At 75.1% G+C, this 25265-nt stretch carries 27 protein-coding genes; 7 read left to right on the plus strand and 20 right to left on the minus strand.

Annotated elements, in window-relative coordinates; genetic code table 11:
• Nucleotides 1-32: 32 nt before the first annotated feature.
• Entirely contained in the window at nt 33-326 is a 294-nt protein-coding gene (gene groES / locus NP075_RS13510; RefSeq protein WP_046528945.1) for a co-chaperone GroES, read from the minus strand.
• A 252-nt stretch (nt 327-578) separates the two neighbouring features.
• Here groES and NP075_RS13515 point away from each other — a divergent pair, with 252 nt between their 5' ends.
• Both NP075_RS13515 and NP075_RS13520 read left to right on the plus strand, forming a co-directional pair.
• The gene (locus NP075_RS13515; RefSeq protein ID WP_227565699.1) at nt 579-1781 is read left to right on the plus strand and encodes a class I SAM-dependent methyltransferase; all 1203 of its coding nucleotides are present in this window, start codon (nt 579-581) and stop codon (nt 1779-1781) included.
• On the plus strand, nt 1781-2929 hold the full coding sequence (locus NP075_RS13520; protein ID WP_227565700.1) for a glutamate--cysteine ligase: 1149 nt from the start codon (nt 1781-1783) through the stop codon (nt 2927-2929). The genes NP075_RS13515 and NP075_RS13520 overlap by 1 nt, the downstream gene beginning before the upstream one ends.
• Nucleotides 2930-2932: 3 nt before the next feature.
• Here NP075_RS13520 and NP075_RS13525 read toward each other — a convergent pair whose 3' ends face one another.
• The gene (locus tag NP075_RS13525) at nt 2933-4132 is read right to left on the minus strand and encodes a hypothetical protein (protein WP_227565701.1); all 1200 of its coding nucleotides are present in this window, start codon (nt 4130-4132) and stop codon (nt 2933-2935) included.
• A 134-nt stretch (nt 4133-4266) separates the two neighbouring features.
• Between NP075_RS13525 and NP075_RS13530 the strand changes: the two genes are divergently transcribed.
• Together NP075_RS13530 and NP075_RS13535 are read left to right on the plus strand one after the other, a co-directional pair.
• Nucleotides 4267-4656: a PadR family transcriptional regulator gene (locus tag NP075_RS13530; RefSeq protein WP_227565702.1), complete on the plus strand. Its 390-nt coding sequence runs from the start codon at nt 4267-4269 to the stop codon at nt 4654-4656.
• Nucleotides 4653-5216, plus strand: coding sequence for a hypothetical protein (locus NP075_RS13535; protein ID WP_227565703.1), 564 nt, complete (start codon nt 4653-4655; stop codon nt 5214-5216). Before NP075_RS13530 ends, NP075_RS13535 begins: the two co-directional genes overlap by 4 nt.
• 18 nt (nt 5217-5234) lie before the next feature.
• Here NP075_RS13535 and tsaD read toward each other — a convergent pair whose 3' ends face one another.
• Complete coding sequence (gene tsaD / locus NP075_RS13540; RefSeq protein ID WP_227565704.1) at nt 5235-6275, minus strand: tRNA (adenosine(37)-N6)-threonylcarbamoyltransferase complex transferase subunit TsaD; 1041 nt, start codon at nt 6273-6275, stop codon at nt 5235-5237.
• Nucleotides 6276-6363: 88 nt separating this feature from the next.
• On the opposite strand from tsaD, the gene NP075_RS13545 reads away from it, so the two are divergent.
• Nucleotides 6364-6990, plus strand: a complete 627-nt coding sequence (locus tag NP075_RS13545) for a malonic semialdehyde reductase (RefSeq protein WP_227565705.1) — start codon at nt 6364-6366, stop codon at nt 6988-6990.
• A 27-nt stretch (nt 6991-7017) separates the two neighbouring features.
• Here the strand turns inward: NP075_RS13545 and NP075_RS13550 are convergent, their stop codons facing one another.
• Genes NP075_RS13550 through NP075_RS13580 form a run of 7 tightly spaced genes read right to left on the minus strand, consistent with a single transcriptional unit; the run spans nt 7018 to nt 13071 of the window.
• Nucleotides 7018-7878, minus strand: coding sequence for a sulfurtransferase (locus NP075_RS13550; protein WP_372456739.1), 861 nt, complete (start codon nt 7876-7878; stop codon nt 7018-7020).
• Nucleotides 7875-8369: a ribosomal protein S18-alanine N-acetyltransferase gene (gene rimI, locus NP075_RS13555; protein ID WP_227565706.1), complete on the minus strand. Its 495-nt coding sequence runs from the start codon at nt 8367-8369 to the stop codon at nt 7875-7877. Before rimI ends, NP075_RS13550 begins: the two co-directional genes overlap by 4 nt.
• Complete coding sequence (tsaB, locus tag NP075_RS13560; RefSeq protein ID WP_227565707.1) at nt 8366-9055, minus strand: tRNA (adenosine(37)-N6)-threonylcarbamoyltransferase complex dimerization subunit type 1 TsaB; 690 nt, start codon at nt 9053-9055, stop codon at nt 8366-8368. The genes rimI and tsaB overlap by 4 nt, the downstream gene beginning before the upstream one ends.
• Nucleotides 9055-9615, minus strand: coding sequence for a tRNA (adenosine(37)-N6)-threonylcarbamoyltransferase complex ATPase subunit type 1 TsaE (gene tsaE, locus NP075_RS13565; RefSeq protein ID WP_227565708.1), 561 nt, complete (start codon nt 9613-9615; stop codon nt 9055-9057). The genes tsaB and tsaE overlap by 1 nt, the downstream gene beginning before the upstream one ends.
• Nucleotides 9612-10817 carry an alanine racemase gene (gene alr, locus NP075_RS13570; protein ID WP_227565709.1) on the minus strand — a complete coding sequence of 402 codons (1206 nt, stop codon included), beginning with the start codon at nt 10815-10817 and terminating at the stop codon, nt 9612-9614. Before alr ends, tsaE begins: the two co-directional genes overlap by 4 nt.
• A 56-nt stretch (nt 10818-10873) precedes the next feature.
• On the minus strand, nt 10874-11578 hold the full coding sequence (locus tag NP075_RS13575; protein WP_227565710.1) for a nucleoside/nucleotide kinase family protein: 705 nt from the start codon (nt 11576-11578) through the stop codon (nt 10874-10876).
• Nucleotides 11575-13071: an NAD(P)H-hydrate epimerase gene (locus tag NP075_RS13580; RefSeq protein ID WP_227565711.1), complete on the minus strand. Its 1497-nt coding sequence runs from the start codon at nt 13069-13071 to the stop codon at nt 11575-11577. The genes NP075_RS13575 and NP075_RS13580 overlap by 4 nt, the downstream gene beginning before the upstream one ends.
• A 141-nt stretch (nt 13072-13212) precedes the next feature.
• Here NP075_RS13580 and NP075_RS13585 point away from each other — a divergent pair, with 141 nt between their 5' ends.
• Nucleotides 13213-14199 (plus strand): LLM class F420-dependent oxidoreductase, encoded by a 987-nt coding sequence (locus NP075_RS13585; RefSeq protein WP_227565712.1) that lies wholly within the window; start codon nt 13213-13215, stop codon nt 14197-14199.
• 163 nt (nt 14200-14362) lie between these two features.
• Here the strand turns inward: NP075_RS13585 and NP075_RS13590 are convergent, their stop codons facing one another.
• Nucleotides 14363-14719, minus strand: a complete 357-nt coding sequence (locus NP075_RS13590) for a holo-ACP synthase (RefSeq protein ID WP_227565713.1) — start codon at nt 14717-14719, stop codon at nt 14363-14365.
• A gap of 25 nt (nt 14720-14744) precedes the next feature.
• Nucleotides 14745-16601 carry a glutamine--fructose-6-phosphate transaminase (isomerizing) gene (glmS, locus tag NP075_RS13595; protein ID WP_227565714.1) on the minus strand — a complete coding sequence of 619 codons (1857 nt, stop codon included), beginning with the start codon at nt 16599-16601 and terminating at the stop codon, nt 14745-14747.
• Between the two features lie 70 nt (nt 16602-16671).
• On the opposite strand from glmS, the gene coaA reads away from it, so the two are divergent.
• Nucleotides 16672-17637 (plus strand): type I pantothenate kinase, encoded by a 966-nt coding sequence (gene coaA / locus NP075_RS13600; RefSeq protein WP_227565715.1) that lies wholly within the window; start codon nt 16672-16674, stop codon nt 17635-17637.
• A gap of 28 nt (nt 17638-17665) precedes the next feature.
• Here the strand turns inward: coaA and NP075_RS13605 are convergent, their stop codons facing one another.
• From NP075_RS13605 to NP075_RS13640, 8 genes are all read right to left on the minus strand, one after another.
• The gene (locus NP075_RS13605; RefSeq protein ID WP_227565716.1) at nt 17666-18217 is read right to left on the minus strand and encodes a hypothetical protein; all 552 of its coding nucleotides are present in this window, start codon (nt 18215-18217) and stop codon (nt 17666-17668) included.
• A gap of 238 nt (nt 18218-18455) precedes the next feature.
• Nucleotides 18456-19154 (minus strand): DedA family protein, encoded by a 699-nt coding sequence (locus NP075_RS13610; protein ID WP_227565717.1) that lies wholly within the window; start codon nt 19152-19154, stop codon nt 18456-18458.
• 93 nt (nt 19155-19247) lie between these two features.
• A complete protein-coding gene (locus NP075_RS13615; RefSeq protein ID WP_227565718.1) occupies nt 19248-20042 on the minus strand; it encodes a glutamine amidotransferase in 795 nt (264 codons plus the stop codon).
• Nucleotides 20039-20734, minus strand: coding sequence for a peptide deformylase (locus NP075_RS13620; RefSeq protein WP_227565719.1), 696 nt, complete (start codon nt 20732-20734; stop codon nt 20039-20041). The genes NP075_RS13615 and NP075_RS13620 overlap by 4 nt, the downstream gene beginning before the upstream one ends.
• 43 nt (nt 20735-20777) lie before the next feature.
• A complete protein-coding gene (glmM, locus tag NP075_RS13625; protein ID WP_227565720.1) occupies nt 20778-22124 on the minus strand; it encodes a phosphoglucosamine mutase in 1347 nt (448 codons plus the stop codon).
• Between the two features lie 172 nt (nt 22125-22296).
• Nucleotides 22297-22785: a 30S ribosomal protein S9 gene (rpsI, locus tag NP075_RS13630; RefSeq protein ID WP_207339029.1), complete on the minus strand. Its 489-nt coding sequence runs from the start codon at nt 22783-22785 to the stop codon at nt 22297-22299.
• A 43-nt stretch (nt 22786-22828) separates the two neighbouring features.
• On the minus strand, nt 22829-23272 hold the full coding sequence (rplM, locus tag NP075_RS13635; protein ID WP_227565721.1) for a 50S ribosomal protein L13: 444 nt from the start codon (nt 23270-23272) through the stop codon (nt 22829-22831).
• 215 nt (nt 23273-23487) lie between these two features.
• Nucleotides 23488-25164 (minus strand): ABC-F family ATP-binding cassette domain-containing protein, encoded by a 1677-nt coding sequence (locus NP075_RS13640; RefSeq protein WP_227565722.1) that lies wholly within the window; start codon nt 25162-25164, stop codon nt 23488-23490.
• Nucleotides 25165-25265: the final 101 nt, after the last annotated feature.

A 25265-nucleotide genomic window follows, 5' to 3' on the forward strand; every position in this document is an offset into this window, starting at 1 on the left:
CCCGGGACGCGTCCCGGTCAGCAGATCTGTCGTCAGCCGACGATCGCGAGGATGTCGCGCGCCGAGAGGATCAGGTAGTCCTCACCGGCGTACTTGACCTCGGTGCCGCCGTACTTGGAGTAGATGACCTTGTCGCCGACGGCCACGTCGAGCGGCACGCGGTTGCCCTTGTCGTCGATCCGACCGGGGCCCACCGCCAGGACCTCGCCCTCCTGGGGCTTCTCCTTGGCGCTGTCGGGGATGACGAGACCCGAAGCAGTCGTCGTCTCGGCCTCAAGGGTCTTGACGACGATGCGGTCCTCGAGGGGCTTGATGGAGACCGACACAGCGGACCTCCCCTTCGCATGTGAGTAGTTCAGGTGAGTGTCTGCGCCGCACCGTCGCCGCCGTCGTCGCGGGAGCCGGGGCCACGGGCACGGTTGGCACCCTCACGGGGAGAGTGCCAGATCCTCACTCTAGGAAGGCGTTAGCACTCGGTCAACCCGAGTGCCAGCATCCACCCGTTTTCCGGGCTCGTGACCCGCCCGCGCGGCCGGAGCGCCGTGACCAGCCGCGGCGCGACGTGGGAGGCTGGGCACGTGGACGACGCCGGCCTGGTCAAGCTCCTGCGACCCGACGGGTGGGCGCTGCTGCAGGCGCTGCCGCCGTACGACGAGCGGCTCGCGCTGCCGATCGCGGAGCGGCTGCAGAAGGAGGGCCTGGACCCCTCCCTCGTCGCCGCCGCGCTGACGCAGTCGCGGCTGCGCGCCAAGGCCCGCGGCAAGCTCGGCGACTTCGCCGACGGGATGCTCTTCACCGTCGCAGGGCTGGAGCAGGCCACCCGCCTGGAGGTCGCGGCGCACCACGCCCGGCGGTACCTCGATGCGGGCTGCACCTACGTGGCGGACCTGACGTGCGGCCTGGGCGCCGACGCCCTCGCGCTCGCCGGCGTGGGCCTGCGGGTGCTGGCCACCGACGTCGACGAGACGACGGCCGCGCTCGCGACCGTCAACCTGCGCGCCTTCCCCGAGGTCGAGATCCGCATGGGCGACGGCCTCGCGCTCGACCTCGTCGCCGAGGGCGTCGACGGCGTGTACGCGGACCCCGCGCGCCGCACCGGCACGGGCCGGCGCGTCTTCGACCCCCGGGCGTACTCCCCGCCGCTGGACGAGGTGCTCGCCGTGCGCGACACCGTCCCCGCGCTGGGCCTGAAGCTGGGCCCCGGCCTCGCGCACCGCGACCTGCCGGTCGACGCCGACGCGCAGTGGGTCTCCGCGGACGGCGAGGTCGTCGAGCTCGGGCTGTGGTTCGGCCCCCTGGCGCCCGACGGCCCGGGACGCTCCGCGCTCGTGCTGCGCGACGGTGCCGCGCACACGCTGCGCGCCCACCCCGACGGCGTCGACGACGCGCCCCCGGTCGGGCCGGTCGGCGGCTACCTGTACGAGCCCGACGGCGCCGTCATCCGCGCCGGCCTGGTCGGCACCGTCGCGCACCGCGTGCGCGGACGGCTGGTGGACCCGACGATCGCCTACGTGACGTCCGACGCCCTCGCCGACCGCACCGCCTGGTACCCGTACGCGACCGCGTACCGGGTCCTCGACGAGCTGCCGTTCGGGCTCAAGCGGCTGCGCACGTACCTGCGGGAGCGGGGCGTCGGCCGGCTGACGATCAAGAAGCGCGGCACCGCGGTGGTCCCCGAGACGCTGCGCCGCCAGCTGGACCTGAGGGGCGGAGCCGAGGGCACGGTCGTGCTCACGCGCGTCGCCGGCCAGCAGCGTGTGCTCGTCGTGGAGCCGATCTGATGGCCGCGCCCGTCGCCCTGCCGTTCGCGCACTCCGAGCGCTCGACCGTCGGGATCGAGTGGGAGGTCGCGCTGGTCGACCAGGACTCCGGTGACCTGCGGCAGGCGGCGCAGGCGATCTTCGCGGCCGTGCAGCCCCCGGACGGGCGGGACCACCCCCACATCACCTCCGAGCTGCTGCTCAACACGGTCGAGGTGTCCTCGGGCAAGTGCCGGACGGTCGGCGAGGCCGGTGCCGACCTGCAGCGCGCGCTCGACGAGGTCGCGGCCGCCGCCCGGCCCCTGCGGATCGAGCTGATGGGCGCGGGCACCCACCCGTTCGCCAACTGGGCCACGCAGCGCGTCACCGACAAGCAGCGCTACACCACCCTCATCGACCGGACCCAGTGGTGGGGCCGGCAGATGCTCATCTACGGCGTCCACGTGCACGTCGGCATCGAGGACCGCGCCAAGGTCCTGCCGCTGAGCCGCGCGATGCTCACGGTGTTCCCGCACATCCAGTCGCTGTCGGCCTCGTCGCCGTTCTGGGGCGGCCAGGACACCGGCTACGCGTCGAACCGGGCCCTGCTCTTCCAGCAGCTGCCCACCGCCGGGCTGCCGCCGCAGTTCGAGCGGTGGGAGCAGCTCGAGCAGTACGTGGGCGACATGAGGCACACCGGCGTCATCGACGAGGTCAACGAGGTGCGGTGGGACATCCGGCCGTCGCCGCGGTTCGGGACCCTCGAGATGCGCATCGCCGACGGCGCCGCGAACCTGCTCGAGGTCACGGCGATCAGCGCGCTGACCCACTGCCTGGTCGAGCACTTCTCGTCGATGATCGACGCCGGCGAACCGCTGCCCACCCTGCCGCCGTGGTTCGCGCAGGAGAACAAGTGGCGCTCGGCGCGGTACGGCATGGACGCGATCGTCATCACGAACGCCGACGGGGACGAGGAGCTCGTCACCGACTCGATCGGCCGCTGGCTGGTCGAGCTGGCGCCCGTCGCCGAGCGCCTGGGGTGCGCGGCGGAGCTGGAGCAGGTGCGCGTCATCCTGCGGCGGGGTGCGTCGTACCAGCGGCAGCGGGCGGTGGCCCGACGGCACGCGGGCGAGCTCGAGCCCGTCGTGCGGTCCCTGGTCGCCGAGCTCGCGGCCGGCCGCCCGCTCTGAGCCTCAGACCCACCGCCAGGACGCCAGGAGCGCGTCGAGGGCGTGCAGCGGTGCCGGCTCCGGCGTCGTGCGCGTCAGCGACCACGCCCAGGTGCGGCCGTCGCGGTCGAGCCGCAGCTCCGTGCGCCGCACGCCGTCCCCGACCGCGAAGGTGCGGGCGAGCACCTCGCCCGCGGGTGTCGTACGCGCCGTGACGGGTCCCACCGGGAGCACCGACGGCCCGTAGGGGTGCACGTGCGGGGACTCCAGAGCGGTACGGGCGTCGCGCCCGCCGGCCAGCGGCGCCGACGTGACGACCAGCGCCGCAGCGCGGGTGAGCCGCACGTACAGGTGGGTCCAGGTGCCGTCGACCGCCGGCACGTCGACGGCGGTCGGTGCCGCGGGCAGCAGGCACGTGGCGACCGTCGAGCCCTCGGGTCCACCGACGGCGACCGGCAGGGTCGCGTCGCACGGGTCGTCGGGCAGGTCCGGCGCGGCGGGACACGGGGCGGCCGCGGGGTCGTCCGGCAGCCACTGCCAGCTCGCCAGGACGGCGTCGACGAGACGGTCGACGTCGAGGTCCGTCTCCCCGTCGCGACGCATCACCCCGATGGCGAACGCCCAACCGTCGTGGTCGACGTGCGTGTCCGTGATGCGGCCGTTCCCCACGACGAACGTGGCACGCCACGCCGGCCCGGCGGCCGTCTGCGCGTGCTCCACCTCACCGACGTGGCGCGTCCGGTCACCGCCGATCGCGCGCACCACGACCGGGCGGTCGGGCGCGGCGGGCATCAGCTCACCGCGCGTGACCGCACCGACGCGGCCGTTGCACGCGACGAGGAGCGCGCGACCGGGACCCAGCCCGACGACGACGTCCGTCCGGCTGCCGTCCTCTCCCAGTGCCCCGGCGCGCGGGTCGTTGGGCCCCGGCGCCAGGAACGCCTCACCGGGCCGCCCGTCGCCGAGCGGCGCGACGCGGATCGGCACGGTGGGCACGGCGGGGTCCGCGCCGCGCGGGAGGGCCGCGAACCCGCGCGGCGCCCGCGCGACCGGGACGATCTCGTGCACGTGGCGCACGGCGGCGGCCCGGTCCTGCGGCGACAGCCGGGGGTCGAGCCTCCGGATCATGCGGCGGCGCAGCCGCCACCGCCCGAGCGGCCCGAGGTCACGCACGAACAGCCACAGCAGCCCCGCGCCGACCACGACCAGCAGTGCGGTGTGCACGTCGCTCACCCCGACGCAGTCGGCACGGGGCGCGGTGGACTTGACCCGCGACGAGGGGGGCCACACACGCTGAGCCGCGGGGCCGCACCGTCGGCTATCTTGCATAGCCTGCTACCCGGCGTTACTGTTCAGCAGTGCACCGACCCCGCGACCCCCAGCTGCTCAAGGGCGTGCTGCCGATGCTCGTCCTCGCCGCGCTGGCGCACGACGAGACGTACGGCTACGAGCTCGTCACGGCGCTGCGCGAAGCCGGCCTGGACGACCTGTCGACGGGGACGCTCTACCCGGTCCTCAGCCGGCTCGAGCACGACGGGCTCGTGACGTCGCGGCTCGTCCCGTCGTCGTCCGGTCCCGCGCGCAAGTACTACCGCCTGAGCGCACCGGGCGTGGCCGCCCTGGACGAGCGGCGCGCGGCCTGGGACGCGCTCGTGGCCACCGTCGAGGGCGTCCTCGACGCCGTTCCCCCGCCCGACGTCCACCCGTACGTCCCACCCCGCACCGACCACCCCAGGAGGACGCCATGACCCTGACCGCCGACCTGCCGGGGGCACCCGCCCCGCAGCCCGCCCGGCACCTCGGGCGTGCCGACCGGCTCCGGCTCGAGGTGTGGCTGTGGCGCCTCGCGCAGGCGATGGACGACTACCCGCGGCGTGCCGCTCGCGAGATCCGCCGGGACCTGCGCGCGTCCGCGCTCGACGAGGCGTCGCGCGTCGGCATGGCGGCGGCGCTGCGCGACCTCGGTCGGCCCTCCCGCCTCGCGGCGGCGTACTTCGCCCAGCTGGACCGGCCGCGCCCGCGCTGGACGGACGGCGCCGTGCTGGCCTTCCTGGTCGGGGCCGCGTTCCCCGTGTACCTGGCCTGCGCGTGGGCCGTGGGGGCCACGCAGGCGGTCGCTGCCATGGGCGGCGGCACCGTGGAGCTCACGTGGCTGTGGGCCCCGGTCACGGTGGAGAGCACCGACGACGCGATGGGCGTCGAGTTCGCGACGGCGTGGCAGCCGCTGGCCGTCGCCCTGGGTCTCGGGTCGATCGCGTTCGCCCTCGGCGCCCGCATCTGGCGGCTGTGGGCGACGCCCCGGCCGTGACACCCCCGCCGGGGTGGGTCAGACGAGGACCTGGGTCAGCGGCATCGTCGAGTCCACCGGCAGGTCCAGCGGCGACGGCGGCAGGCCGCGCCGCACGACCGCCGACCCGAGCGCCGCGATCATCGCGCCGTTGTCCGTGCAGTAGCGGATCGGCGGGATCCGCAGGTCGATGCCGGCCTCCGCGCAGCGTGCCGCCGCCATGTCGCGCAGCTGGGAGTTGGCGGAGAAGCCGCCGCCGACGACGAGCGTCGAGACACCCTCGCGCCGGCACGCCGCGATCGTCTTGGCGGTGAGCACGTCGGCGACCGCGGCGGCGAACGACGCGGCGACGTCCTCGAGCGGGACCGGCTCGCCGGCGTCCTGCCGCGCCTCCACCCACCGCGCCACCGCGGTCTTCAGCCCGGAGAACGAGAAGTCGGTCGCGTGCTTCGCCTGGTCCTTGGGCGCCGTCAGCCCGCGCGGGAACCGGATCGCCGTGGGGTCTCCCGCGCGCGCGAGCCGGTCGATGTGCGGGCCACCGGGGTAGGGCAGGCCGAGCAGCCGACCGACCTTGTCGAACGCCTCCCCCGCCGCGTCGTCGAGCGTCGAGCCGAGCTCGGTGACGTTCACGGTGTCGTCGATCATCAGCAGCGACGAGTGCCCGCCGGACACCACGAGCGCCATGACACGCTCGGGGAACGGCCCGTCGACGAGCTCGTCGACCACCGCGTGCCCGATGACGTGGTTGACGCCGTAGAGCGGCTTGCCGAGTCCGAGCGCGAGCGCCTTGGCGGCGGCGGCGCCGATGGTCAGCGGGCCCACGAGCCCGGGGCCGGCGGTGACGGCGACCGCGTCGACCTGGTCGAGCGTCACCTGCGCCGTGGCGAGCGCACGCTCGATGGTGGGCACCATCGCCTCGAGGTGGGCCCGCGACGCGATCTCGGGGATGATCCCGCCGAACCGCGCGTGCTCGTCGACCGAGCTGGCGACGGCGTCGACGAGCAGGTCGTACCCGCGCACCAGACCGACGCCGGTCTCGTCGCAGGAGGTCTCGATCCCGAGGACGAGGGGTGCGCTCACGGCGTCCAGGATAGGCGGCACCCGCACCGTGACGCGTCTCACGGTTGCCCGGGGGTATCGATGCGAACGCAACGACGTTGACGACGGCGTGACCACCAGCGAGCTCCTCCACGCGACCCCGGCGCCGCGCGCCGACGAGCGCACCCTCGACCTGCTGTTCCGTGACGCCCGCACCACGGGCCGCTTCCTGGACACCCCGGTGCCCGACGAGCTGCTGCGCGACGTCCACGACACGGTGCGCTGGGGCCCGACCGCGATGAACACCGTCCCCCTGCGCATGCTCGTCGTGCGCAGCAGCGACGCCCGCGAGCGCCTCGCCGCGCACATGAGCGAGTTCAACCGCGCGCGCGTCCTGGCCGCGCCCGTCACGCTCGTCGTCGCCGCCGACACCGACTTCCACCTGCACCTGCCCACGCTGACGCCGCACGCCCCGACCTCCGGGGACGGCCTGGCGGGCGTTCCCGAGGTGCGCGCCCGCATGGCCCGCGACAACGCGTGGCTGCAGACCGGCTACCTCGTCGTCGGCCTGCGCGCCGCCGGCCTGGGCGTCGGGCCCATGACGGGCATGGACGCCGACGGCGTCGACGGCGAGTTCTTCGCCGGCACGTCGTGGCGCACGCTGGCGGTCCTCAACGTCGGGTGGCCCGACGGCGAGGGCACCGACCGGCCGCGCGCACCGCGGCTCGCGTGGGACCAGGTCGCGCGCGTCGTCTGACCGCGTGAGACGGCGGTGCGGTCCCGCTCAGCCGGTCGCGACAGGGCGGTCCGGGTCGTTCGACCACTGGGACCACGATCCCGGGTACAGCGCGGCGTCGACCCCCACCGACGCGAGCGCGGCCACCTCGTGCGCGGCCGTGACCCCGGACCCGCAGTACACCCCCACACGGACGCCGCCGCCGGACACCGGCACGCCGAGCCCCGCCAGGCGCGCGGCCAGCGCGTCGGCGTCCAGGAAGCGGCCGTCGGGTGCGAGGTTCGCCGACGTCGGCGCGCTCACCGCACCGGGCACGTGACCCGCGCGCGGGTCGACCGGCTCGACCAGGCCGGCGTACCGCTCGGCCGCGCGCGCGTCGAGCAGCAGGCCGTCCGCGGCGATCGCGGCCGCCCCGTCCGCGTCGACCGTCTCCAGCGCCCCGGGCACGAGCACGACGTCCCCCGGCTCGGGCGTCACCTCGCCCGGCTCGACGCCGTACCCCGCCGCGGTCCACGCCGGCAGCCCGCCGTCGAGGATCCGCACGTCGCGCACGCCCGCCCAGCGCAGCAGCCACCACGCGCGCGCGGCCGACGTGCCGCCCGCGTCGTCGTAGACGACGACCGCCGCACCGTCGCGCACGCCCCAGCGGCGGGCGGCCCTCTCCAGGTCCGCCACGTCGGGCAGGGGGTGACGCCCGGCCCCCGGGGACGGCGGCCCCGCCAGCTCGGTGTCGAGGTCGACGTACACGCCGCCCGGCAGGTGCGCCGCGAGGTACCGCTCGTGGCCGTCGGTGCGCCCCAGCGCCCACCGCACGTCGAGCAGGACGGGCGGCTCGTCGTCCGCCAGCAGCCGCGCCAGCTCGTCCACGTCGACCAGGACGCCCCGGCGGGCGGCGTCGGACGCACTCACGGCGCCTCCTGCGCGGTGCGGGCCGGACGCGGCAGCGGCAGCTGCATGGTCCACGCGTCGACGTTCTCCGGCTGGTAGTACCCGCGGCGGCGCCCCAGCCGCCGGAAGCCCAGGCTCTCGTACAGGTGGATCGCGGGCGCGTTGTCGACCCGCACCTCCAGCAGCACCGACTCCGCGCCGACCGCGCGTGCATGGTCCAGCAGCGTCGTCAGCATCCGGCGCCCGATGCCCTGCCCCTGGTGCCCGGGGTCGGTGGCGACGGTCATGACCTGGGCGTCGCGGCCGTCGAACCACAGGCCGGCGTACCCCACGAGCGACCCGCCCGGCAGCTCGGCACCGACGTACGTGCGGCCGGGCCCGACGAGCTCGTCGGCGAGCATCTGCCGCGACCACGCACTGACGCCGAACAGCGTGCGCTCCATGCGGTCGAGCGCCGCGAGGTCGGCCGCCACGAGGGGCCGGACCAGCACGTCGACGGCGGCCGCACTCACGCCAGGACCCGCTTGGCGCCGGAGGGCGGCACGGCATCGGGGCGGCGCAGGTACAGCGGGTCCGCGGGGAGCTCCTCGCCGGCCGCGAGGCGCCGCTGCGCGATCCGCACGAGGTGCACGGGGTTCGGGCTGCGCAGGTCGGGGTCGTGCGACGGCACGCGCGGATCGGGCGCGCCGAACACCTCCGGGTACAGGTCGCGCGCCGCACCGAGGACGATCTCGCCGGGCACGCGCGGGACGTCGCCCGGCGCGGCCACGTCGGGGCCCGAGACGGGCACGGCCGCACGGTCGCGCACCTCGTAGCGAGCCCAGTAGACCTCGCGGCGGCGCGCGTCGGTCACGACGAGCAGCGGCGTGCCGTCGTCCACGGCCCCGAGCTGCGCCGCCCGCTCGGCCAGCGCGTCCAGGCTCGACACCCCGTGGACGGGGACGCCGAGGGCCAGACCCAGCGTGCGCGCCGTCACCAGGCCGACACGCAGCCCCGTGAACAGGGCGGGCCCGGTCCCGACGACGATGCTCTCGACGTCCCGCAGCGGCCGCCCCTTCCGCTCGGAGAGCTCGGCGATCAGCGGTGCGAGCAGCTCCGCGTGCCGGCGCGGCTGGTCGTCGGCGAGCGACTCGGCGTGGACCTCGTCGAGCACGAGCGCGGCGGCGACCTCCCCCGACGTGTCGATCCCCAGGTGCATCAGGCCCCGCTCCCCTCGTGGTCGTCCGCGTGCACGCGCGACGCGGTCGCGGACGTGGTCGGCAGCTCGACGCCCGCCCAGCGCTTCCCCACCCCGTGGACCGTGAGCACCCGCTCCCCCGCGGCGGCGTCCTCGACGTCGTCCACGACGCCCCCGTGCGGGCGCTCCAGGCGCAGCTCGAGGCGGTCGTCGGCGAGCCCCTCGACCCAGCCCTCGCCCCACTCCACGACCGTGACGGCCTCGTCGAGCCCCGCGTCGAGGTCGAGCGCCTCGACCTCGTCCAGGGAGCCCAGGCGGTACGCGTCGACGTGCACGAGCGCGGGACCACGCGTGCCGTCGGGGCGGGGCAGCGACGGGTGCTCGCGCGCGATGACGAACGTCGGCGACGCGACCTGCCCGCGCACGCCGAGGCCCTCGCCGATCCCCTGCGTGAGCGTGGTCTTGCCGGCGCCGAGGTCACCGGTGAGCACGAGCAGGTCCCCGGCGCGCAGCACCGCCGCCAGCGCCCGGCCCCACGCCCGCGTCGCGTCGGCGTCGGGCAGGCGCACCTGCGCGGTCACGCGGCACCTCCGACGACCGTCGTGAGGGCGGTCACGGACAGGTCGCCCCGCTCGGTGTCGACGTAGTCGCGCGGCACGCGCGCGCCCAGCCGCGTGACGATCTCGTAGGAGATGGTGCCCGCCGCCTCGGCCCAGTCCTGCGCGGTGGGCCCGCCGTCGCGGCCGTCGCCCCACAGGACGACCCGGTCGCCGGCGACCTCGGCCGCCCCGGGTCCGAGGTCCACCACGACCTGGTCCATGCACACTCGCCCGGCGATCCCCAGGCGCCGCCCCCCGACCTGCAGGGGACCGCCCCAGCGGTCGGCCGTCCCGGAGGCGTGCCGCGGGATGCCGTCGGCGTACCCGAGCGGGACGACGCCCAGGACCGTGTCGTGCGGCACCACGTACTCGTGGCCGTACGAGACCCCGGACCCGGCCGGCACCGGCTTGACCGTGGCGAGCTGCGCCTCGAGCGTCATCGCCGGCACCAGGCCGTACCGCTCCGGTCCACCGACCTGCGGGACCGGCGACAGGCCGTACACCGCGACGCCGGGACGCACGAGGTCCCAGTGCAGGTCCGGTGCCGTGAGCGTCGCGGCGGAGTTGGCGAGGTGGCGGACCTCGAGCCGCGCACCTGCCGCCTCGACGGCGGCGACGGACTGCGCGAAGACCGCGGCCTGCCGACGGACCACGGGGTGCCCGGGGTCGTCGGCGAACGCGAGGTGCGACCACAGCCCGACGACGCGCAGCACGCCCTCCGCCTCGGCCGCCAGAGCGGCGGCGAGCACGTCGGGCAGCTCCGCGGGCACCAGGCCGTTGCGCCCCAGCCCGGTGTCGACCTTGAGGTGCACGCGCGCGGTGCGCCCCGCCTCCCGTGCCGCGGCGACGACGTCGTGCAGGGCCCAGCGCGACGCCACGGACAGGTCGAGGTCGGCCTCCACGGCCTCGCGCAGCGGTGCGCCCGGGGCGTAGAGCCACGCCAGGATCCGCACGCCGGTGACGCCCACGCGCCGCAGGTGCAGGGCCTCGGGGATCTGCGCGGTCCCCAGCCAGGTGGCGCCGCCCTCGACGGCCGCGAGCGCCGCGGGCACCAGCCCGTGCCCGTACGCGTCGGCCTTCACCACGGCCATGACCTGCGCGGTGGGTGCGTGGGCCGCGAGCGCGCGGACGTTGCCGCGCACCGCCCCCAGGTCGACGACCGCACGTGCCGGGAAGTCGTTCACGCCCGCAAGTGTCTCACCGCCGCGTCGCGTCCGGTGATGGCCCGCCGCGCGGCGGGTCAGCCGAGCAGGTCCGGGCCCACCACGACGTCCGCGCGCGCGGCCGTCGGGGCGACCAGCCGGGCGTTGGCGGCGTCCGGGCCGGTGGACCACGCGAGCGCCGCGGCGGGCGGCTTGCCGAACCGCTCGTGGCGCGCGACGAGACGCGCGAGCCGCAGGTCCTCCCGGGGTGCCGTGAACCAGGACTCGTCGAGCAGCTCGGCGACGGGCGCGAAGCCGTGGGCGTCGAGCAGCAGGTAGTTGCCCTCCGTGACGACGAGGGGCACGTCCGCGGGCACCGCGATCGCGCCCGCGACGCCGTTGCGCAGGTCACGGCGGTACTCGGGGGCGTACACGACGTGCCCGGGGCGCGGCTCGCGCAGGCGTCGCAGCAGCGCGACGTAGCCGTCGGCGTCGAACGTGTCCGGCGCACCCTTGCGGTCCGCCCGGCCGAGCCGCTCCAGCTCGGTCTGCGCCAGGTGGAACCCGTCCATCGGCACCACGACGCACGCGTCGCCGAACGTCGCGGCCAGCTGCGCGGCGAGCGTCGACTTGCCCGCGCCGGGCGGGCCGGTGATGCCGAGCACGCGCCGCCCGCCGCCCGCCAGCAGCGCACGCACGCGGCGGGTCAGCGCCGGGGCGAGCGGCGGGTCGGGGAGCGCGGCGGGCGCGGCGGGCGCGGCGGGCGCGGACGACGATCCGCGGGCGGACGGGCGGTCGGTCATGCCCGCAGCAGCCCTGCGACGGCACCGGGCAGCGCGGCGGCCACGCCACCGGCCGAGACCGGTCCCCCCGGGTTGGCGTGGTGCGCGGCGCGGCCGTGCACGAGCGCCGCGGCCGCCGCGAGCGCGGCCGGCAGCGTCGGCTCGGCGGCCGCCTGCGACGCCCTGCCGGCCAGCAGCGCGCCGAGGACCCCGCCGAGGACGTCCCCGGCCCCCGCCGTCGCCAGCCACGGCGGGCCGTCGGCCTGCGCGTACGACGCACCGTGCGGTCCCACGACCACCGTGGTCCCGCCCTTGAGCAGCACGGTCGCGCCCGTCAGCTCGTGCGCGCGACGTGCGTGGGCCCACGGGGCGGCCTCGACGTCGGCGCGGGTGACGTCGGCGCCCCGGTCGCGCAGCAGGGCCGCGAGCTCGCCCGCGTGCGGCGTGAGCACGACGTGCGGGGGGACCCTGTCCGGCAGCAGGTCGAGCGCTCCGGCGTCGACGACCGCGGGCTCGCCGTGCGCGAGGGCGTGCTCCAGCGCGTCGCGTGCCCGCGCGCGCTGCTCGTCGTCGTCCGGCGCGACGCCCGACCCGAGCACCCAGGCCTGCACGCGCCCCTCCCCCACGACGACCTCGGGGTGCGCGGCGAGCACCTGCGGCCCGGCCGCCCCCTGGTAGCGCACCATGCCGACACCGGCGCCGATCGCCCCGGACACCTGCAGCACCGCGGCGCCGGGGTAGCGGGCGGAGCCGGCGACGACGCCGAGGACCCCGCGCACGTACTTGTGCGCGTCGCGTCCCGGCACTGGCCACAGGCCGGCGACGTCCGCGGCCGCCAGCCGGACGACCGCCGGCCGGCCCGTGAGGTGCAGGCCCAGGTCGACGACCTCGACACGGCCGGCCGCGGCCGCCGCGGGCGGCAGCAGGAGCGCGGGCTTGCACGCGCCGAACGTCACGGTGAGGTCGGCGTCCAGCACGTCGCCCGTCCGCGTGCCGTCGTCGACCCCGACGCCCGACGGCACGTCGACCGCGACGACCAGAGGACGCGCGCCCGCGTCGAGCGCCGCCAGCTGCGCGACGAGCCGCGCCCCCGGTCCGCGCACGCCTCCGCGACCGCCGATGCCCAGGAGCCCGTCGAGCACGACGTCCGCGCGCGCCAGGTCGCCCGCCAGGGCCTCGGCCGCCGCGTCGTCGAGCGCCGTCACGACGCGTCCGTGTGCGGCGCGCAGCGCCTCGAGACCGCCGGCGTGGGTCCGTGCGGCGGTGAGCACGGCGGTGACCTGCACCCCGCGGCGCGCGAGCAGCGCGCCGGCGTGCAGGGTGTCACCCCCGTTGTTGCCGGAACCGACCAGCAGAGCCACCCGCGACCCCCCGACCCGGCCGCGGGCGTCGCGCAGCACGCGCGCCACGTGGGTCGCGAGCGCGAAGGCGGCGCGTCCCATCAGCGGCACCCCGGCCGCGAGCAGCGGTTGCTCGGCGGCTCGCACGGCGGCGGCGTCCCACGAGTGCAGCACCCGCTCATCCTGCCTCCCCGCGCCCCGGTGCGCGCACGGGCGCGCCCTCGACGCACCCGCACGGCGAGGAGCGCGCGTCCACGGCGCGGCCTCCGCGCCCCGACGAGGCCGCGCCCCGTGCGCCCGGGTAGCGTGCGTCACATGCGCTTCGGACTCTTCATCCCCCAGGGCTGGCGGCAGGACCTCACGGGCATCGAGCCCCGCGACCACTGGAAGGTCATGCACGGCCTGGCCCGGTGGGCCGACGACGGCGACGTCTTCGAGTCCATCTGGGTCTACGACCACTTCCACGCGGTGCCCGAGCCCAACGGCGAGGCCACGCACGAGGCCTGGAGCCTCATCAACGCGTTCGCGGCGTCCACGTCACGCGTGCGCCTCGGCCAGATGTGCACGTGCATGGCGTACCGCAACCCCGCCTACCTCGCGAAGGTCGCCACGACGGCCGACGTCATCTCGGGCGGCCGCGTCGAGATGGGCATCGGCGCCGGCTGGTACGAGCACGAGTGGCGTGCGTACGGCTACGGCTTCCCGCGCGCCGGCGAGCGCATCGCGATGCTCGACGAGGGCGTCCAGATCTTCAAGCAGATGTGGACCAACGGCACCGCGACCCTGCACGGCGAGCACTACCAGGTCGAGGGCGCGCAGCTCTCGCCGCTCCCGCTGCAGGTCGACGGCCCGCCGCTGTGGATCGCGGGCGGTGGCGAGAAGAAGACGCTGCGCATCGCCGCGGAGCACGCGCAGTACACCAACTTCGACGGCAGCCTTGAGGGCTTCGCGCACAAGTCGGAGATCCTGCGCGGCCACTGCGAGGCGATCGGCCGCCCGTTCGAGGAGATCACGCGGTCGTCCAACTACAACGTGGTCATCGGTGCGACGCAGGCCGAGGTCGACGACCGCATCGCGTGGGTCGAGGAGCACTACGCGAACACGGTGCCGGACAAGGCGCCCGGTGTCGCCGAGGAGTTCCGTCGCGGCCCGCTCGTCGGCACCCCCGACCAGATCGTCGAGAAGCTGCGCGCCCTGCAGGACCTGGGCATGACGTACGCGATCTGCTACTTCGCCGAGGCGGCGTACGACCGCTCGGGCATCGAGCTCTTCGCGCGCGAGGTCGCGCCCCGGCTCCGCTGACCCGACTGGATTGCTCTCTCACCCCAGGGTGAGAGAGCAATCCAGTCCCCCCACCCCAGGCGTGAGAGAGCAATCCAGTCCCCCCGCCCCTCAGGCGTGAGAGAGCAATCCAGCCCACCCCACCCCCCAGGCGTGAGAGGGCGATCCAGTCCGACGCCGGCGGTCAGGCGTCGCGCTCGGCGACGACGACGGCCGACGCGATGCCCGCGTCGTGCGAGATCGACAGGTGGAACCGGGACACGCCGAGCTCGTCCGCACGCGCGCGGACCGTCCCGACGACCTCGACGACCGGCTGGGCACCGACCGCGCGCCGGACCGTCGCGTCCTGCCAGCTCATGCCGGCCGGGGCACCCAGCGCCTTGGCGATCGCCTCCTTGGCGGCGAACCGCGCGGCGAGCGACGCGTCGGGCAGGTCCCGCTCGTCGGGCGTGAACAGGCGCGTGCGCAGCGCGGGTACGCGCTCGATCGTCGCCACGAAGCGCGCGACGTCGACGACGTCGATGCCCACGCCGACGATCACGCGGCGCACCGCCCGTCCGTGCCGGTCACTCGACCGTGACGGACTTCGCGAGGTTGCGCGGCTGGTCCACGTCGAGCCCCTTGGCCGTGGCGAGCTCCGAGGCGAAGATCTGCAGCGGCACCACCGCGAGCAGCGGTGCGAGGAGGGTCGACGTCTGCGGCACGAAGAAGACCTCGTCCGCGTAGGGCACGACCGCGTCGTCGCCGTCCTCGGCCACCACGAGCGTGCGGGCGCCGCGCGCACGGATCTCCTGGATGTTCGAGACGACCTTCGAGTGCAGGGAGTTGCGTCCGCGCGGTGACGGCACGATGACGAACACCGGCTGGCCGGGCTCGATCAGCGCGATCGGCCCGTGCTTCAGCTCGCCGGCGGCGAAGCCCTCGGCGTGGATGTACGCCAGCTCCTTGAGCTTCAGCGCGCCCTCGAGCGCGACCGGGAACCCGACGTGCCGGCCGAGGAACAGGACCGACTGGGTGTCGGCCATCCACCGGGCGATCTCCCGCACCCGCTCGGACCGGTCCAGGACCTGCTGGATCTTGTCCGGCATCTGGCGCAGCTCGCCGAGGGTCGTCGCGATCTCGTCCGGGAACTTGTTGCCGCGCAGCTGGGCGAGGTACAGCCCCAGCAGGTAGGCGGCCGTGATCTGGGCCAGGAACGCCTTGGTCGACGCGACCGCGATCTCCGGGCCGGCGTGCGTGTACAGCACGGCGTCGGACTCCCGCGGGATGGTCGAGCCGTGGGTGTTGACGATGGCGAGCGTCGTGGCGCCCTGCTCGCGCGCGTGACGCACGGCCATCAGGGTGTCCATCGTCTCGCCCGACTGCGACACCGCGACGACGAGCGTCCGGTCGTCCACGACGGGGTCGCGGTACCGGAACTCGTGCGCGAGCTCGACCTCGACCGGGATGCGGCACCAGTGCTCGATCGCGTACTTGGCGACGTGGCCGGCGTACGCGGCGGTGCCGCACGCGACGACGACGATCTTGTCCACCGACCGCAGCACCGACTCGTCGATGCGCATCTCGTCGAGCGTGAGGAGCCCCGACACGTCCAGCCTGCCGAGGAGCGTGTCCGCGACGGCGTGCGGCTGGTCGTGGATCTCCTTCTCCATGAACGAGCGGTAGCCGCCCTTCTCGGCGGCCTTCGTGTCCCAGTCGACCGTGAACGGCTTCGCCTCGACGGGGTTGCCCTCGAGGTCCGTCACCTCGACGGACGTCGGTGTGATCGTCACGACCTGGTCCTGGCCCAGCTCGAGCGCGCGACGCGTGGAGCCGATGAACGCCGCGACGTCCGACCCGAGGAAGTTCTCGCCGTCGCCGAGCCCGACCACGAGGGGCGAGTCGTGCCGCGCACCCACCACGGTGTCCGGGGCGTCGGCGTGCACGGCGAGCAGCGTGAAGGTCCCGTCGAGGCGCCGCGAGACCGACGTGAGCGCCGCGGTCAGGTCCTTCGACTCGTCGTACGCGCGCGCCACGAGGTGGGCCACCACCTCGGTGTCCGTCTCGGAGAGGAACTCGGCTCCCGTGGCGAGCAGCTCCGCCTTCAGCGCGGCGAAGTTCTCCACGATGCCGTTGTGGATCACCGCGAGCCGACCCGCCACGTGCGGGTGCGCGTTGGCGTCGGTCGGCCCGCCGTGCGTCGCCCACCGGGTGTGCCCGATCGCGGCCGTCGCCGGCGGCAGCGGGTGCTGCTCGAGCTCCTCGACGAGGTTGGCGAGCTTGCCCGCCTTCTTGGCCGTGGCGAGCTCACCACCGGGCACGACCAGAGCGACACCGGCGGAGTCGTACCCCCGGTACTCCAAGCGCCGCAGACCCTCCAGCACCACGTCGAGCGGACGTCCGCTCGGCCCCCCGCTGCCCACGTACCCGACGATTCCGCACATGCGCCCGATCCTAACGGGGGTCCACGCGTCTCGGCCCGGACGGCGCGGCCCGGCGGGCGCACGGGCCGCGATGCGGGAGAATCGTCGGGTGCCGTCCCTGGTCCCCGCCACCCCCTACGTCGACCTCGACCGTGACGCCTGGACCCGGTTGTCCGCCTCGACGCCGCTGCCGTTCACCGACGCCGACATCGACCGGCTCCGCGGCATCGGCGACCCCATCGACCTCGCGGAGGTCGACGCGACCTACCGCCCGCTGTCCCGCCTGCTCGACCTGTACATCCAGGCCACGCAGGGCCTGCACGGCGCCACCAGCACGTTCCTGCGCGAGGACGTGGGCCGCACGCCCTTCGTCATCGGCGTCGCGGGGTCCGTCGCGGTCGGCAAGTCCACGACGGCCCGCGTGCTGCGCGAGCTCATCGCACGCTGGCCGGCGACGCCGCGGGTCGAGCTGGTGACGACGGACGGGTTCCTGCACCCCAACGCCGAGCTCGAGCGACGTGGCCTGCTGCAGCGCAAGGGCTTCCCCGAGTCGTACGACCGGCGTGCGCTGCTGCGCTTCGTGTCGAAGGTCAAGGCGGGCCGCCCCGAGGTCGCGGTCCCCGTGTACGACCACCTGACGTACGACATCGTGCCGGGCGCGCAGGTCGTCGTGCGCCAGCCCGACGTCCTGATCGTCGAGGGGCTCAACGTGCTGCAGCCCGCGCGCCCGACCCTCGAGGGCACGTCCAACCTGGCCCTGAGCGACTTCTTCGACTTCTCGATCTACGTCGACGCGCGCACGTCGGACGTCAAGCAGTGGTACGTCGACCGGTTCCTGTCGCTGCGGGCCACCGCGTTCGCGCGACCCGAGTCGTACTTCCACCGGTACGCGTCGCTCACGGACGAGGAGGCGGTGGCGCGCGCCGAGAGCATCTGGGACAGCATCAACGCCCCGAACCTCGAGCAGAACATCCTGCCGACGCGCAGCCGCGCGACGCTCGTGCTCACCAAGGGTCCGGACCACACCGTGCAGCGGGTCCGGCTGCGCAAGATCTGACGGCACGGCGGCCGAGGCACCGCACGTCTCAGGAGGACGCCCCCGCGACAGGCTGCGCCAGGGCGACGGGGTGCTCGGTGCGGTCGACGACGCCGAGGTCGGCCAGCGCCACCGCGAGCTCGTCGCCCGCGCACGCCGCGTCGCGCGGCAGCAGCACGGCCGCGCCCATCGCGTCGACGAGCCACACCTGCGCGACGACGCCGGTCCCGCACGCTGCGACCGTCGTGGTCCCGGCGACGAGGTCGACGAGCGGGTCGAGGTCGCCCTCGAGGAGCGTGGCGGTGACGGCGCGCCACCGGCCGGCGGAGTCCCGCAGGGTCTCGCCGCGGTCGCACACCAGGGCGGTCTCCGCGACGAACCCCTCGGGCGGCAGGCCGCGCGTGACGGGTGCGGGGGCCCGGGTGCGCAGGGACTCGTCGAGCTCGAGGCCCAGAGCGTCGAGCACGTCGGGGTCGAGGCAGCTCGCCTCGGTCCGCACCTCCGCGGTCGTGGCAGCCGGTGCGTCGGACGTCGCTGCGCTGCAGCCGGCGAGCAGCAGCACCGCGGTCGCCCCCGCCGCCACGCGTCCTGCTGCCCGCACCTGTCGCCTCCCGCTGCCGTCCGTCCCGGCGCACGCGTGGCCGGACCCCCGTCGGACGAGGGCCTCGCGAGCGCGGGGAAGGACGACTGCCACGTCGCCCTGCGCCCGAGCGTAGGACGGACCGCGGGGTGCCGCCCGGTGACGGAGCAGTCGATACCGGATCGTTGTCACACCGTCCGTATCGTGAGGTCATCGTGACCTCTACACGGCGTGCCGCGCCGACCGGCGGCTCGGCCCGTCAGGCCGCGGTGCCCTCGCGGGGCGCCGTCTGCTCGACCGCCATCGGCGCGCCCGGCACGTCGGCGGACGGCTCGTCCCCGGGCTCGTCCGGACCCGGGAGCTCCGGAGGCGCCACGCCGAGCCACCGGCGCATGACCCAGTCCACCACGAGGCCGATGACGAACCCGCCGACGACGCCCACGACGACGCCGGTCAGCGGCGAGTGGCCGAGGACGGCGCCGGTGCCGACGCCGATCGCGGTCGCGTACAGCGCCCACGTGACCGCCGCGATCCCCGTGAGCAGCACGAACCGGCCGCGCGGGAACCGCAGGGCGCCGGCCGTCATGTTGACCGCGACCCGACCGATGGGCACGTACCGGGCCCCGATGATGAAGGCGGCACCCCGCGTGCGCAGCGCGTGCTCCGCCCAGTCGAGGACCGCGTGGCCGCGACGGCCGCGGAACATCCGCAGGCGCCGGATGGGCACGGCCGTACCGATCTGGTAGGCGATCTGGTCACCGGTGAAGGCACCGAGCGCCCCGACCACGATGACGGCCCACAGCACCGGGCTGCCCGTCGACATCGACAACGAGGCGAGCGCGATGACGATCGACTCGCTGGGGACCGGGGGGAAGATCCCGTCGACGGTCACCATGCCGAGCAGCACCGCGAAGACCCACGGCGATCCCGCCAGGTCGAGTGCCCACTGCTCGAGCACGTGATCTCCCCCCGTCGTGCCCACCCCCCAGCGGGGCCGACAGGACCACGCTAGGCGCGCGCACCGTGCAGGTACATGGGGATTACCCCCGAATCAGCCCTGAGAGACGCCGCTCCCGTCCCGGGGTACGGGTCCACGGCGGCCGCCGTCCGTCCCCGGGTGGACGTGCCGCTCGACGAAGGCGCGTAGCACCGCGGGCACCGTGCGCACACCGCTCGTGCGTGCGGCGGCGACGACCTCCGTCGCCTCCTCCGGGTCGAAGTAGCCGTCGTAGCGGTAGGCCTCGACGCGCGTCTCGAGGCCGTCCGCGTCGAGCTCGGGGTGGAACTGGGTGGCGTACACGTGGCGTCCCACGCGGAACGCCTGGACGGGTGCGGTGGCCGAGGTCGCGAGGAGCACGGCGTGCGGCGGCGGGGCGCTGAGCCCTTCCTTGTGCCCCACGAACGCACCGAACCGCGCGGGCGCGGCACCCATGACCGGGTCGGCGCGACCTGCGGCCGTGAGCTCCACGGTCACGGCCCCGACGGGCTCGGGGTGCGCGCGGTCGACGACCGCGCCCTGGTGCCGTCCCAGCGTGCCGATGCCGTAGCAGGCGCCGAAGAACGGGAAGTCGGCGGGCACCACGGCGTCCAGCAGGCGCGCGAGGTCCGCCTCGACACGGCGCTGCACGGCGGACTTGCCGTCCTCCGGGTCGCTCACGCAGAACGGTCCCCCGCCGAGCACGATCCCCGACCACGCGTCGAGATCCACCTCGCCGAGCGGGGCCGCCTCGAGCCGCACCCGGCGCAGCGTGGACTCGTCCAGGCCGGTGCAGCGCAGCATGGCCGCGTACTCGTCGTCAGCGGGTGTGTCCTCCGGGCGCACCCCGAGGAACAGGAACGGCTTCATCGCGGCTCCTCCCGGGCGCCCGGACGCGCCGTCTGCGGGATCTCGAAGCCCAGCGCCCGCGCGGCCTCGTGCGGGACGGGCTCCGACCCCCAGTGTGCGCCCCAGGCGTCCGTCGCGGACAGCGAGCGCGGCAGCGCCCGGTCGACGTACAGCGTCCCGTTCAGGTGGTCCGTCTCGTGCTGCACGATCCGCGCGGGCCAGCCGGTGAGGACCTCGTCGAGCGCGCGGCCCGTCTCGTCGTACCCGGTCAGGTGGACGGCCCGGGGCCGCGCGACCACCGCCTGGTAGCCGACGACGCTCAGGCAGCCCTCGTAGAACCCGACGCGGTCGTCGCCGACCGGCGAGTAGGCGGGGTTCACCAGCACCCGGTGCGCCAGGACCGGCCGCTCACGGACCCGCGCCACCTCCTCGTCGCCGGCGCCCGGGTCCTCGACGACCGCGAGGGCGAGCGGCAGGCCGATCTGCGGCGCGGCGAGCCCCACCCCGGGTGCCGCGCGCATGGTGCGGTCCATGAGGGCCAGCAGCGCGGTCAGCTCGTCGGCGCCCAGATGCCCGTCGTACGGCGACGCGACGGCGCGCAGCACGGGGTGCCCGGCCTGCACGATGGGGGCGACGGCGTCGGGTCCGGCCACCCGTGCCGCCTCGAGCGTGCGCAGCGCCAGCTCGCGCACGATCCGGTCGCGTCCGGTCATGGTGCTCCTCGCTCGGTTCAGTGCCGGGCTGCTCGCGTGCTCGTCACAGCGCCAGCCGGGCGCGCACGACGTCGGCCAGCTCGTGCGCCACACGGTCCGCCTCGTCCTGCGTGCCTGCCTCGACCATGACACGGACCAGCGGCTCCGTGCCCGACGGGCGCAGCAGGACGCGCCCGCTGTCGCCCAGCGCCTCGCTCGCCACGGCGACGGCCTGCGCCAGGACCTCGTCGTCCGTGCGCGCGCGGTCGACGTCCGGGACGTTGACGAGCGTCTGCGGCAGCCGCTGCACCACGCCGGCGAGCTCCGCGAGCGTGCGGCCCGTCTCGACCACGCGCGCTGCGAGCTGCAGCGCCGTGAGCAGGCCGTCGCCGGTGGTCGCGTGCGCCGCCATGATGATGTGCCCCGACTGCTCGCCGCCCAGCCCGTAGCCACCGGTGCGCATGGCCTCCAGCACGTACCGGTCGCCGACGCCGGTCTCGACGGTGGCGATCCCCGCCTCCCGCATCGCGATGCGCAGGCCGAGGTTGCTCATGACGGTGGTCACCAGCGTGTCGTGCGGCAGCTCGCCCCGGTCGCGCAGCGCGATCGCGAGGATGCCCATGATCTGGTCGCCGTCCACCAGCCTGCCGGTCGCGTCGACGGCCAGGCACCGGTCCGCGTCGCCGTCGAAGGCCACACCCAGGTCGGCGTGCGCCGCGACGACCGCGGACTGCAGCTGCTCCGGGTGCGTGGAGCCGCACGCCTCGTTGATGTTGCGGCCGTCGGGCGACGCGTTGATGACGACGACGTCCGCGCCCGCCTCGCGCAGGGCGGCCGGGCCGACCTCGCTGGCCGCGCCGTTGGCGCAGTCCACGACGATGCGCAGGCCCTCGAGCCGCGTGCCGATGGTCGCGACGAGGTGGTCGACGTACTGCTGGCCCGCGAGGCTCACGTCGGTGCGGATGCGCCCGACGGCGGCGCCCAGCGGTCGGTCCCACACCTCGCCCATCCGCGCCTCGATCGCGGCCTCGACCTCGTCGTCGAGCTTGAGCCCACCACGGGAGAGGAACTTGATGCCGTTGTCCGGCATCGGGTTGTGCGACGCCGACAGCACGACACCGAGGTCGACACCCCTCGCGGCGGTCAGGTACGCCACCGCGGGCGTCGGCAGGACGCCGACGTTGTCGACGTCGACACCCGCCGAGGCGAGGCCGGCCGCGACCGCCGCGGACAGGAACTCCCCCGACACGCGCGTGTCGCGACCCACGACGGCGCGGGGACGGTGCCCCTCGAACGCCCCGGTGGTCGCCAGCACGTGCGCCGCGGCCACGGACGCGTCGAGTGCGACCTCCGCCGTCACGTCCCGGTTCGCAAGACCGCGAACCCCGTCGGTCCCGAACAGTCGACCCATCAACCGGCTCCTTCGTCCTGCCCACGACAGGCACCCCGCGTGGGGCGCACCGCCGCCGGCGTGCCTGATCCGTGTACGACGACGCTGCGGGCGCGTCGCGGCCCTGCGCCCCGGCATGCCGATGGCCCCGGCGGTCTGTCGACCGCCGGGGCCATCGGGCCGGAGCGCTGGGTCAGCGCTTCGAGTACTGCGGCGCCTTGCGGGCCTTCTTGAGACCCGCCTTCTTGCGCTCGACCACACGCGCGTCACGCGTGAGGAAGCCGGCCTTCTTGAGGGCCGGGCGGTTGTTCTCCTCGTCGATGGCGTTCAGCGCACGGGCGATGCCCAGACGCAGGGCGCCGGCCTGGCCGGAGACGCCACCACCGGTGATGCGCGCGACGACGTCGAAACGACCCTCGACGTCCACGAGCTTCAGCGGGGAGTTGACGAGCTGCTGGTGCACCTTGTTGGGGAAGTACTCCTCCAGGGCGCGGCCGTTGATCTTCCACTGGCCGGTGCCGGGCACCAGGCGGACGCGGGCGACAGCCTCCTTACGACGGCCGAGCGCCTGGCCCGGTGCCGTGAGGGACTGCCCGCGGCCGGTGGGCGCAGCGGTCTCGGAGGTGTAGCTGGTGGGCGTGTCGTCGCCCTCGTACTCGGTCTCGACGGTGGTCTGAGCCACGGGATCCTCGCGTTCTAGTTTCTTCGCCGCAGCAGCCGGGGGCTTACTGCGCCACCTGGGTCAGCACGAACGGCTTCGGCTGCTGGGCCTGGTGCGGGTGCTCCGCACCGGCGTAGACCTTGAGCTTGCTCAGCTGCTGACGACCGAGGGTCGTGTGGGGCAGCATGCCGCGAACGGCCTTCTCGATCGCCCGCTCCGGGTGCTTCTCGAGCAGGTCGACGTAACGGGTCGCCCGCAGACCGCCCGGGTAGCCGGAGTGCCGGTAGGCGAGCTTGGTCTCACGCTTGTTGCCGGTGAGCGCGACCTTCTCCGCGTTGATGACGATGACGAAGTCGCCGCCGTCGACGTGGGGAGCGAAGGTCGCCTTGTGCTTGCCGCGCAGCAGGGTGGCCACGTGGCTGGCCAGGCGGCCGAGCACGACATCGGTCGCGTCGATGACGTACCAGTTCCGCTCGACGTCGCCGGGCTTCGGGGTGTACGTGCGCACGGGTGCCTCTGTCTCGTGATACGTGTCGTGGCCGGGCGCACGGGGCGACCGGCCGAGGATGGCTGCCGGAGCATCCCGCCCGGCGAGTGGGATCGCACCAGGACGGCCATCGGCACACGGTGGTGAGAAGCCACCGGTGCGCAACGGGGGACGCACAACGACACAACAGACTACCCGTACGTCGCCGCACGGCAAAACGCGGTCCGGCCAGGTGCTCAGCGCACCCGCTGCACACGCCCCGCGTCCCAGACGGGCTCGGGTGTCTCGACGACCGAGCCGTCGGCCGCGAAGAGCAGGAACCGGTCGAAGGTGCGGGTGAACCACCGGTCGTGCGTGACGGCCAGCACCGTGCCGTCGAACGCGGCGAGGCCCACCTCCAGCGCCTCGGCCGAGTGCAGGTCGAGGTTGTCCGTGGGCTCGTCGAGGAGCAGCAGCGTCGCTCCCCCGAGCTCCAGCAGGAGGATCTGCAGGCGCGCCTGCTGCCCGCCCGACAACGTCTCGTACGGCTGCTCGGCCGCGGCGACCAGCTCGTAGCGGTCCAGGGCCCGGCTCGCGGCCTCCCGGCCGAGGCCGGCCCGGTGCCCGTCGCCGCGGTGCAGGATCTCCAGCAGCGTGCGCCCCACGAGCTCGGGGTGCGCGTGGTTCTGCGCGAACCAGCCGGGCCGCACGCGCGACCCGAGGACGACCGACCCGGTGTGCGGCACCGGCGCGGCGACGACGTCGCCCGCGGGCGCGTGCTCGGGGTCCGAGCCGCCGGCCGCGAGCAGGCGCAGGAAGTGGGACTTGCCCGACCCGTTGGCGCCGAGCACCGCCACCCGCTCGCCGTACCAGACCTCCAGGTCGAACGGCTTCATGAGGCCCGTGAGCTCCAGCCCGGTGGCGACCACGGCCCGCTTGGCGGTGCGCCCGCCCCGCAGGCGCACGCGGACCTGCTGCTCGCGCGCGACGACGGCCGGCGGTCCCGCCTCCTCGAACTTGCGCAGCCGGGTCTGCGCGGCCTGGTAGCGCGAGGCCAGCCCGTCGTTGAAGGCCGCCTTGGTGCGCAGGGTGAGGACCAGCTCGCGCAGCTGGGCGAGCTCCTCCTCCCAGCGGCGCAGCAGCTCCTCCAGGCGCGCGCGACGATCCGCCCGGGCCTGCGCGTAGCTCGCGAAGCCGCCGCCGTGGACCCACACCCGGGCGCCCCCGGGCGTCGGCTCGAGCGTCGCGACGTGCGTCGCGACGCGGGCCAGCAGCTCGCGGTCGTGGCTGACGAACAGCACGGTCCGCCCGCTGGCGACCAGACGGTCCTCGAGCCAGCGCTTGGTCGGCACGTCGAGCGCGTTGTCGGGCTCGTCGAGCAGCAGCACCTCGTCCGGGCCGCGCAGCAGCGCCTCGACGACGAGCCGCTTCTGCTCGCCGCCCGACAACGTGCGCACGTACCGGTGCTGCGCACGCTCGAACGGCAGCGAGAGGACCGCCTGCGTCACGCGGTCCCACCCGGCCTCGGCGTCGTACCCGCCGACGTCCGCCCAGTCCGCGAGCGCCTGCGCGTAGCGCATCTGCGTCGGCTCGTCGTCCACCTCCATCATCGCCAGCTCGGCGGCCGTCAGCTCGGCCGCCGCCGAGCGGACGGCCGGCGGGGCGAGGTCCGCGAGCAGGTCCCGCACGCTGCGGTCGTCGTCGATGCGCCCCACGTCCTGCCGCATCACGCCCAGCCCGCCGCTGCGCTGGACCGATCCCGCGTGCGGCGAGGTGTCCCCGGTGACGATGCGCAGCAGCGTCGACTTGCCGACGCCGTTGGGGCCGACCAGCGCCACGCGCGCGCCCTCCGGGACGCGGAACGTGACGTCGTGCAGCAGCGGGCGACCGTCGGGGAGCGTGTAGCCGACACCGCCGACGTCGAGATGACCCATGCCGTCAGTGTCCCCGGCGACGGGCCCGCGGCGAAACGCAGTGCGCACCACGGGCAACGGTCCTGTGGCGGGCTCCCGGCTGCGGTGCTTGGGTCGGGGGC

Source organism: Cellulomonas wangsupingiae (genome assembly GCF_024508275.1).
In the GTDB taxonomy this organism is placed as follows: domain Bacteria; phylum Actinomycetota; class Actinomycetes; order Actinomycetales; family Cellulomonadaceae; genus Cellulomonas; species Cellulomonas wangsupingiae.